Genomic DNA, 9529 nt, shown 5'->3' on the forward strand with positions numbered 1-9529 from the left:
CCGTAGCCCTCGTACAGAGGCAACCCAATCGACCGTCCACGGGCCAACAGGTCCGGCGATACCCGGCCGCCGCCGACCGCCAGGAAGCGAAACGAATCCGTTGTCAGCAATCCCTGCTCGCCGGCATTGACCAGCGCCATCGCCAGCTCAGGCACCAGAATCACGGAATGGGGTTGATGCCGATTCAGGCCGGCCACCAGCTGGCCGAGATCGAGGCCACTGCTGCCGGTCATGCCCAGAGTCTGCAACGGGGCAACCGTCACCGTGGCGCCCATCAGCAGGGGCAGGTAAACCCCGGCAATGTTCTCCAGCAGGGTTGCCAGCGGCAGAATGCACAGGTGTTGCTCCAGCTCCACACCTTCCAGCCGCTGCTGCAGCGCACCGGCGGTCGCCGCCAGCTGCTGCGCCGACAGGCACACGCCCTTGGGGGTACCAGTACTGCCGGAGGTGAAGGTAATCTTGCCGGTGTGTTCCGGCATCCAGGAAGCAGCAGGGGACACCGGCAAATGTCTCAGCCAGACGCCATGACCGATCATCTCCGCCTGTTCTGCTTCGCCACTGAATACCAGGGCATCCAGCCCGGCCCGCTGAATCAGGTGCTCGGTCTGGCTTCTGGAAAAAAACACCGGCACCGGTACACACACCACGTCCGCCATCAGACAAGCCAGGTCCGCAACCACCCAGGCCGGGGTGTTGTCGCCACACAGGCCTATGCGTTTCACGCCCAGGCTCCGCAACTGCTCGGCCACCAACTGCGCCGCCCGCCATAGCTGCTGATAACTGAAACTGGCGGGCCCCTGCAGTGCAATGCGCTCCGGATGTTGCCGGACCCGCTGAGACAGGAGATCAGGCAAGGCGGCCATAGGCACCTCCCAGGTCCGCCTGCGGTTTATCCTCGACCGCAACAACCGGCTGCACCAGCTTCAGCAAGCCGGCGGCGCGCAAGGCCGCCATACCATCAGCGACCTTGATGGTCATCACCACCGGATGATGGTCGTAATAGCGACCCCAACCAGCGCCGCCATCCGGCAATTTTGAAGGGTCGGCATCCGCCAGCACCTGCGTGGCGATGCCGAGCCGATGGAAACTGTTGCGCAACTGGTCGGTACCGGTACACACCACCCAGTCATAGCCGGCAGCATCCAACCACACTGAGAGCGAGGCGAACAGATAGCGGCTGACCCCGGCTTCCACCCCGGCCAGGTGGGCAATTTCGGCAATACCGCTGCGCCTTGTTCCCGGTTCCGGCATCAGTGTTTGCACCGGCACCGACAGGTAATCCTCCAGAAAAAGCCGTTCCTGTTCCGCATTGCGCACGCCAACGGCGGCCAGCAGCGTTCCCTGAGCGGTTGTCAGGGCCAGAAGCCGTGGAATACGCAGGGAAGGCTCGGCCCCGTACGCGTGGAGGAAGCGGCGCCGAATGAAATCCGACACCGTGTGGGCCAATGGCGTGTTGGACTGGATTTCGCAAAACCACCGGCCAGCACAACGGACGGCCGGAACCAACTCCCCGGAATCCGGAGGACAACAGGTCGACATTGTTAACGGATCAGTCATGGCTGCCTTCTCTCTGCTTGCTTTTCCTGGCCCAGACGGACGCAGGGTCATGGCTGACAGATTAGAAAGGCTGGCTTAAACCAGTCTTAAGACGGCACCACAGCAACCTTAAGAGCGCCTTAAGGTTTCTGTGCCTGCACGGTTAAGGCTCACTTAAGAAAGGAGGGGTAGATTGCGGCCGACCTCGGGGCTATCCCGAAAACAATCGACACAGACGCAAACACCTATGCCCAAAGCTCGCCATTTTTTTCAACGCCGACTTGCCCGTTTCCTTGCAGCCGGCGGACTGGCCACGCTGTTGCATTGGCTGATGATGGGCCTGCTGGTTCAGGCCGGGCTTGACCCCAGGCTAGCAACAGCAACCGGAGCCACGGCCGGACTGGTTTTCAACTACGTGGCCCAGCATCAGTACGCGTTTGCCTCGAACCTGCCGCACCGAGTTGCGATGCCGCGATACCTGGCGGCAGCCAGTCTGGGCTGGACCCTGAACCTTTTCAGCTTCTCCGTTCTCAGCCTGGCTGGCCTCAAAGTCCTGTCAGCACAGTTCCTGGCCACGGCACTCGTCACGGTTGCCAATTACTTCTTTGCCAAGAGGTTTGTTTTCCATGAAAAAACAACGCTCAAGCTCCCCTGAACCTATGCTGAGCATAGTTATTCCGGTCCACAACGAGGCTGAAGTGCTCCCGGCCCTGCTGGCTCGACTCTGGACGACCGGGCAAAAGCTCGACGGCAGTTTTGAGCTGCTGTTTGTCGACGACGGCAGTCGGGATGATTCGGTCGCCATTCTGATGGCCGCCAGGCAACGGCAGCCAGAAATCCGTGTCTTGCAGTTGTCCCGAAACTTCGGCAAGGAGGCGGCAGTCTCGGCCGGCCTGGAGCACGCCCGCGGCGAGGCCGTGGTGCTTATGGATGCAGACCTTCAGGATCCCCCCGAACTGATTCCCGACATGCTTGCCGAATGGCGCAAAGGGGCCGATGTCGTGCTGATGAAACGCCGATCCCGGGCCGGCGAAAGCTGGCTTAAACGCATCACGGCCAGCCTTTTCTATCGTCTGATCAATCGGATCAGCGATTCTCCGATTCCGGTCGATACCGGCGACTTCCGGCTGATGAGCCGGCGCACGGTCGAGGCCCTGAACCGGCTTCCGGAACGCAACCGTTACCTCAAGGGCATGTTTGCCTGGGTCGGTATGCCCACCGTAACCCTGGAATTCGATCGCGACCCCCGAATCGCAGGCAGCACCAAGTGGAACTACCTGAAACTCGTACACCTGGCCATGGAGGGCATCACCTCATTCTCGACCCGACCACTGCGACTGGCCCTTGTGCTGGGCTTACTGGCCGCGGGGGCAGGCGGCACCGTTGGCCTCTGGGAGGTAATCCGGGCGCTGGCCTTCGGCATTTCAACACCGGGCTATGCCTCCCTGATTGCCATGATCACCTTCCTGTCCGGCGTCCAGCTTCTGTGTGTCGGCTTGTTGGGGGAATACATCGGGCGCATCTATATGGAAACCAAGCAACGCCCGGTTTTTATCGTGGCGGAAGATAGTCAGGAGACCATGACTTACATACAACCCATGCTGCGAGTGGCCGGCCATGACCAGAATCAGTAACACCTTGCTGTGGCTGCTGGTCTCGGTGCTTGCTGCCAGGCTCGGCCTGTCTGCCTTGTTGCCGTTCGCGGACACCACCGAGCCCCGCTACGCGGAGATGGCGCGGATTATGGCGGAAACCGGCGACTGGATAACCCCCTGGTTCGATATTGGTGTGCCTTTCTGGGGCAAGCCGCCCCTGTCGTTCTGGACTCAGGCACTGTCATTCAAGCTGTTCGGCGTCAGCGAATTCGCCGGCCGACTGCCCTCCTGGCTGGCCAATGTCGGCATCGTCTGGCTGGTCTACAACCTGCGTCGCTACCTGCACCCCGACCCGCTCGGCCACGGAGCCAAAACTCAAGGGCTCTGGGCTGCGTTAATCTACGCCACTACGGCATTGGGCTTTCTGTCTGCCGGCACGGTAATGACGGATTCATTCCTGGCCCTTGGCACCAGCCTGACACTGGTGAGCCTGATCATTCGCCTGCAGGGGGGGCCGCCGCTCTGGGGCTGGCTGTTCTTCATCGGCCTGGCTACTGGCCTGCTGGCCAAGGGACCACTGGTTCTGGTGCTTGCTGGCCTGCCGGTGTTCCTCTGGGCGCTCACCTTCAACCGTTGGCAGACCCTCTGGCACAGTTTGCCCTGGGTGCGCGGGCTGGCCCTGACCCTGTTGATGTCAGCGCCCTGGTATGTCCTGGCAGAGCTGAAGACACCGGGTTTCCTGGATTACTTCATTGTCGGTGAGCACATCAAGCGCTTTGTCGTCAGCGGCTGGCAGGGTGATCTGTACGGCAGCGCCCACGATTTCCCCCGGGGCACGATCTGGCTCTATCTTGTGCTTGCCAGCATGCCCTGGGGGCTTGTCGCGGTGGCTGGCGTGCTTCGCAACCACTGGTGCGGCGCCTTCCAGCTGCAGCAATGGCATACTGGCGAACAACATGTCAGCGCGCTGGTAGTCCTGGCCGCGGTGACACCGGCCGTGTTCTTTACCCTGGCCGGTAACATACTCTGGACCTATGTGCTGCCTGGTCTGCCATTTGTTGCCGCGCTCAGCTCCGGGCTACTGATGCCAGACATCGGCCGACGCTTGAAGCGTTCCTCAGTGGCCGCCACCCTTTTCATCCCCGTGCTTGGCTCACTTGCCAGCGGCTGGGTGAGCCTTCATCCGGAGCTGCTGAGAACGGAACGGGAGCTGGTGATGACCGCCCGTCATCTGTCTGACAAGCCCTCTGCGAGGCTTGTTTATACCGGCGAACCTCCGTTTTCTGCCCGGTTTTACAGCGCGGGTAGAGTTGATGGCATCGAGGTGGAAGCCCTCAGGCGCGAACTCGCTGATGGAAATCGAACGTTGCCCATCGCTGTAGCGGTGGATAAAGATCAGCGGGACTTGCTCGACCAACTGGAGCAGATAGCCGATCCGGTCGATCAAAACCGGCGTTACATTCTGTTTCTGCTGGAACCGGTAACCAAGAGTGCAGCGTTGAGCAATGATTCCGGCCGCACTCCGCCAGCTTTCAATTACACTGAAGAGCACAAACAACCTTTGAGTTGAACACCAAACGGATGGCTGTAACAGAATGCGCATACTTCTGACCGAAGATGACCACCCCCTGGCCAACACCATGTTGAGCATGCTCCGGGACGACCAGAATACCGTAGATTGGGTCGATGATGGCCAACAGGCTCTGAACGCCTTACTGAACGAGAGCTTTGACCTGGCCATTCTTGACTTGACGTTACCCCGTGTCGATGGCCTGGACATTGTCCGCCAGGTGAGGGAGCAGGGCGTAGAGTTGCCCATCATCATCCTGACTGCGCGGAGCGAACTGACCGAAAAACTACAGGGACTGGATGCAGGGGCAGACGATTACCTGACCAAGCCCTTTGCCATGTCAGAACTGAAAGCCCGGATAAGGGCTGTTACTCGCCGCCGCTCAGGCACACGAGTCTCAGGACTCAAGGTGGGGCGACTCGTGCTTGATCCGGACTCTGCGCAATTGCAGGTAGGCACAGAGACGTTCGTGCTACCCCGTAGCGAACTGCAGATCCTTCACTATCTGATGCGGCACCCTGATCAGGTGGCAACCAGACGACGTTTGGAGGAACAACTTTACGGCTGGGATCAGGGTGCCGAGAGCAACGCCCTGGAAGTTCACGTTCACCATCTGCGCCGGCGGCTGGGTAAGCAGGCCATTCGCACTGTGCGCGGCGTTGGCTACATGCTGGACAGCAAAGCAGCCTCGGAAGGCCAAGAAATATGAGCCTGACACGGAAGCTGATTCTGCTAATTACCAGCACTGTTTTTATGATCACTCTGATCGCGGCAGGCTGGGGGTTCTATGTCAGCAATCACCAGTTGGACGAACTGTTCGATGCGGAGCTGGCACAAAGTACCCGGATTGTGCAGGGGCTGGTGGAACATCTCTCGAGCACTCAGTCTATCGAGCAGTTAGCCTTTACGCTGTCGAAAACTCTCGAATTGCCGGACGCATTATTTCAGGGCGATGAAGAAGAGGACGAAATTCTGCCCGACGGTGCCGGGCATAAATACGAACGCAAAATCGCTTTCGAAGTCTGGTCTCCTGATCAACAACCTGTGCTGGACACGCTCCGGGCTAACGATGCCCAGGGCCTTGAGCCAGGATTTGCCTGGCAGGAGGCCGCCGGCTATCAATGGCGAACGTTTACCATGCGAGATACATCGACCGGGTTCTGGATACGTACCGCCCAGCGAGAGGACGTTCGGGATGAACTGAGCCAGGAAATTGCGCTGGGCAACGTTCTGCCTTTTCTGTTGGCGTTGCCTCTACTGGCCATAGCCGTCCTGGCATCAATTCAGGTGAGCTTCAAGCCTTTGAGAAAACTCGAAAAACCGGTTCGGAACATGGCGCCTGAGAACATCCATCCCCTCGATGATCGTCAGGCTCCGAAAGAAGTAGCTGGATTGGTGCACGCAGTCAACGGCCTGTTGAGACGGCTGAATCAGGCTCTGGAACGTGAACGCCGCTTCTCCGCTGATGCGGCACATGAGCTGCGAACCCCATTGGCCGCGCTGCGCCTGAATCTGGAGAAAGTTTACGGTGACAACCCCGAACAATATGGAGACCTTATCCAGGCCGTAGACCGAATGGTTCATCTGGTCGAACAAATGCTGTTACTGAGTCGGGTGGACTCCGGCGCTCAGTTTCCGCCGGAGCATCACAATCTTTCCGCCATTCTGGAACAAAGCATCGCAGATGTTGCACCGCTGGCGCTAAAGAAAAACATAGAGCCGGTGCTCCAGGACGAAACAGGTCCGTCCCTGATTAGCTGCCATAGTGCCCTGATTAACACCCTCATGCGCTCCTTGCTGGCCAACGCCATCCAATACAGTCCGCCTCATACCATAATCACCACCAATCTTGTTCCCGCAGGTGAAGGCTACGCCATTTCGGTTTGTGACCAGGGTCCTGGAATTCCCGCGGAGGAGCGTGAACGCGCACTCAGCCGGTTTGTGCGACTGGATCAACGTAAAGGAGGAGGCGCAGGGCTGGGGCTGGCGATTGCTCGGCGTATTGCCGAGCTCCATGGCGGCCATCTTATCCTGGCAGACAGGGCAGACGGTCAACCCGGGCTTTGTGTGCAAGTATGGCTGCCAGCACGATGCCCGGCGCTCACGAAACGCTCTTAAGATTCGGTTAAGCTTCAAGGCTGATAATTCTCCAAGGCATAAACCGCACGGCAACGTGGTTTGGTTAACATCTTGGAGAATATCTCAATGTCTCAGCACAGCACTCTGTCACTGGTCATTCCTGCAAAAAACGAGCAGGAAAACATCGCGAAGCTGCTGACCGAGGCCTTCAACGTTATGAGGGATTACCCGGGCTTTGAAGTCGTGCTCGTGGACGATGGCAGTTCCGACCAGACACTGGCAACAGCTCGTCGCACTGCCGAGGCTTTGGGGGGCAGGCTATTGGCGGTTCGACATGAACAGAGCATCGGACAGAGCGGGGCACTGGCGACCGGTATCCTTCGCGCCACAGGCCAACTGATTGTGACAATGGACGGAGATGGTCAAAACGACCCCGCCGATATTCCAGCACTGTTGCAACAAGCGAACAGACTCCACAATCCCGACTTTTGTATTGCCGGCTATCGCAGAAATCGGAAGGATACAGCATGGAAACGTTTCCAATCACGCCTGGCTAATCGTATTCGCAACGCCTTTCTACATGATGGAGTTCCCGATACAGGCTGTGGACTGAAGCTGTTTCCCCGATCGACCTTTCTCAAACTGCCGTGGTTCGATCACGCCCATCGGTTCATTCCCGCGCTGGTGAAAGGCGCGGGAGGCGAAATCGCCATTGTCGAGGTCAATCATCGCCCAAGAATGGCCGGGATTTCCAAATACAATGCCTGGAACCGTGCATGGGCCGGAATCGTCGATATGATCGGCGTTATGTGGTTACTTCACCGCACACGAGTTCCTCAAATTGCAAACCTAGAGGATCCGAACAACAGTCGACCGGCAACGGAACGGGCTTGATATGGCTTCGGGACTGCGCTGGCTATCTTTCGCCATCCTGGTATTAACAGGCTATCTGACCATGAGCGGGGACTGGTTCGGTTTTCTGACCGATCAGGAGCGCGTGGCAGATTTCCTGAACAGTAATGGGCTGGCAGGACTTTCAGCCATTACGCTGCTCGGTGCACTTTTCACTGGATTCGGAGCCCCCAGACAGGTCCTCGCTTTCGTTCTGGGATTTGCCGCAGGCAGCATTCAGGGTGCGATCCTATCGACTATCGCTACAGCCATTGGCGCGACAGGCTGCTTTTTTGTCGCACGCTGGCTTTTGCGAACATCACTCCTGAACCGTTTTTCAGATCGCATGCAACGTTTTGACCTGCTGTTCACGGAAGGCACTCTGCTCAAAATACTCATGATCAGGCTGTTGCCGGTAGGCAGCAATCTTGTCACCAATCTCCTCGCCGGGTGTTCCGGGATACGATTCGTCCCATTTTTGTTGGGCAGCGCTCTTGGCTACCTGCCCCAGATGGTGATCTTTGCAATGGCCGGCGCAGGGATTGGCCAGGCCCGTCTCGATCAGCTTGTGGTAAGCGCGGTTCTGTTCGCGCTGGCAAGTGCCATTGGCGCTTACCTGTATCACAACCAGCGCAATCAGACCCTTGCTGATTCCGTATCTGACCCCTCCTGAGTTGCGATTATGACACTCGACTTCCGTCTTCGGCGTTTACCCGACACCTTATTCAATCTGCCGTACAACCGATTGTTACTGGTGGTACTGGCCTTCGCAGCACTCATGATTCTGACCGGCATCGGGTTACGCTCTCCGTGGCCCGCCGACGAACCGCGATTCGCCGAAGTAGCCCGGGAAATGGTGACCTCCGGGCAATGGCTGCTGCCGATGCGGGGCGGCGAACTCTACCCGGACAAACCACCGGTGTTCATGTGGGCCATCGCCTTTTTCTACTGGCTGACCGGCAACCTGAAAATCGCGTTTCTGCTACCGAACGCCCTGTGCAGCCTGCTAACCCTGGGCCTAGTGTTCGATCTGGGCACACGCTTGTGGAACCAACGCACCGGCGCCATTGCCGCACTGCTGCTGATGGTGGCACCCCAGTTCCTGATTCAGGCCCAGCGAGCCCAGATTGATGCCATGGTGGCCTGCTGGATCATGGTGGCCTGTTACGGTCTGATCCGGCATTTTTTCGTGCAGCCATCCTGGCGTTGGTATTTCGTGGCCTGGGCCTTTATGGGGCTTGGCATTATTACCAAAGGGGTTGGCTTTCTGCCCGCCTTGCTGTTCATTCCGATACTGGCCCTGAAACTGCAGGACACTTCTCGGTTTCAGGGCACACTCCGCTGGCGCTGCGCCCTCGGCCCCCTGGTCATGCTGGCCGTTGTGGCAGCCTGGCTGGTGCCGATGGTGCTGGCCGTCAGTCACCTGGGCACCGACGAGGCCCTGGCCTATCGCGACAACATTCTGTTCAAACAGACCGGCGAGCGCTATGCCGATTCCTGGGGGCACATTCAGCCCTGGTATTACTACCTCGCCAGCGTGATTCCCTCGCTGTGGTTTCCGCTGCCGCTGCTATTCCTGGCACTGCTGCGGCCCATTCGTGAGATTCTCAAACACAGGCTGGATGTGGTGGTTCTGCTGGCGTGGGTCGTGTTGGTGGTGGCGTTTTTCAGCCTGAGCCCGGGCAAACGCGGAGTGTATGTGCTCCCGGCTTTGCCGGCACTGGCCCTGAGCCTGGCCCCGGCATTGAGTGGACAAAACCCGGCACGCTGGTTCGGGGCGGTCACCAGTGTTCTGCATCTGCTGCTTGGTGCAGCCTTGATCATCCTGGGCGTCCTAGCCTGGAATGACCACCCTCGT

The 9529-nt window shown here is 58.7% G+C and carries 10 protein-coding genes; 8 read left to right on the forward strand and 2 right to left on the reverse strand.

All coding sequences use genetic code 11. From position 1 onward, the window contains the following. Together B3Y70_RS14330 and B3Y70_RS14335 are read right to left on the reverse strand one after the other, a co-directional pair. Positions 1 to 863: AMP-binding protein (locus B3Y70_RS14330; protein WP_288589978.1), on the reverse strand; the 863-nt coding region annotated here is incomplete at its 3' end. After that, positions 847 to 1557 carry a thermostable hemolysin gene (locus B3Y70_RS14335; RefSeq protein WP_181861270.1) on the reverse strand — a complete coding sequence of 237 codons (711 nt, stop codon included), beginning with the start codon at positions 1555 to 1557 and terminating at the stop codon, positions 847 to 849. The genes B3Y70_RS14330 and B3Y70_RS14335, both read right to left, overlap by 17 nt. A 226-nt stretch (positions 1558 to 1783) precedes the next feature. Between B3Y70_RS14335 and B3Y70_RS14340 the strand changes: the two genes are divergently transcribed. The 8 genes from B3Y70_RS14340 to B3Y70_RS14375 all read left to right on the forward strand — a co-directional run. Further along, positions 1784 to 2191: a GtrA family protein gene (locus B3Y70_RS14340; RefSeq protein WP_011783843.1), complete on the forward strand. Its 408-nt coding sequence runs from the start codon at positions 1784 to 1786 to the stop codon at positions 2189 to 2191. Positions 2192 to 2195: 4 nt separating this feature from the next. Further along, complete coding sequence (locus tag B3Y70_RS14345) at positions 2196 to 3170, forward strand: glycosyltransferase family 2 protein (RefSeq protein WP_022990574.1); 975 nt, start codon at positions 2196 to 2198, stop codon at positions 3168 to 3170. Further along, complete coding sequence (locus tag B3Y70_RS14350; RefSeq protein WP_273030746.1) at positions 3154 to 4701, forward strand: ArnT family glycosyltransferase; 1548 nt, start codon at positions 3154 to 3156, stop codon at positions 4699 to 4701. Before B3Y70_RS14345 ends, B3Y70_RS14350 begins: the two co-directional genes overlap by 17 nt. A gap of 25 nt (positions 4702 to 4726) precedes the next feature. Continuing rightward, on the forward strand, positions 4727 to 5410 hold the full coding sequence (locus tag B3Y70_RS14355; protein WP_011783840.1) for a response regulator transcription factor: 684 nt from the start codon (positions 4727 to 4729) through the stop codon (positions 5408 to 5410). Further along, positions 5407 to 6819, forward strand: a complete 1413-nt coding sequence (locus B3Y70_RS14360; protein ID WP_199453578.1) for an ATP-binding protein — start codon at positions 5407 to 5409, stop codon at positions 6817 to 6819. Before B3Y70_RS14355 ends, B3Y70_RS14360 begins: the two co-directional genes overlap by 4 nt. A gap of 87 nt (positions 6820 to 6906) precedes the next feature. After that, positions 6907 to 7674: a glycosyltransferase family 2 protein gene (locus tag B3Y70_RS14365; RefSeq protein ID WP_031211751.1), complete on the forward strand. Its 768-nt coding sequence runs from the start codon at positions 6907 to 6909 to the stop codon at positions 7672 to 7674. Between the two features lies 1 nt (position 7675). Continuing rightward, a complete protein-coding gene (locus B3Y70_RS14370; RefSeq protein WP_273030749.1) occupies positions 7676 to 8344 on the forward strand; it encodes a TVP38/TMEM64 family protein in 669 nt (222 codons plus the stop codon). A 9-nt stretch (positions 8345 to 8353) separates the two neighbouring features. Further along, the coding region (locus tag B3Y70_RS14375) for an ArnT family glycosyltransferase (protein WP_288589981.1) at positions 8354 to 9529 on the forward strand (1176 nt) is incomplete at its 3' end.

The organism is Marinobacter sp. UBA5687, from assembly GCF_002420325.1.
In the GTDB taxonomy this organism is placed as follows: domain Bacteria; phylum Pseudomonadota; class Gammaproteobacteria; order Pseudomonadales; family Oleiphilaceae; genus Marinobacter; species Marinobacter nauticus.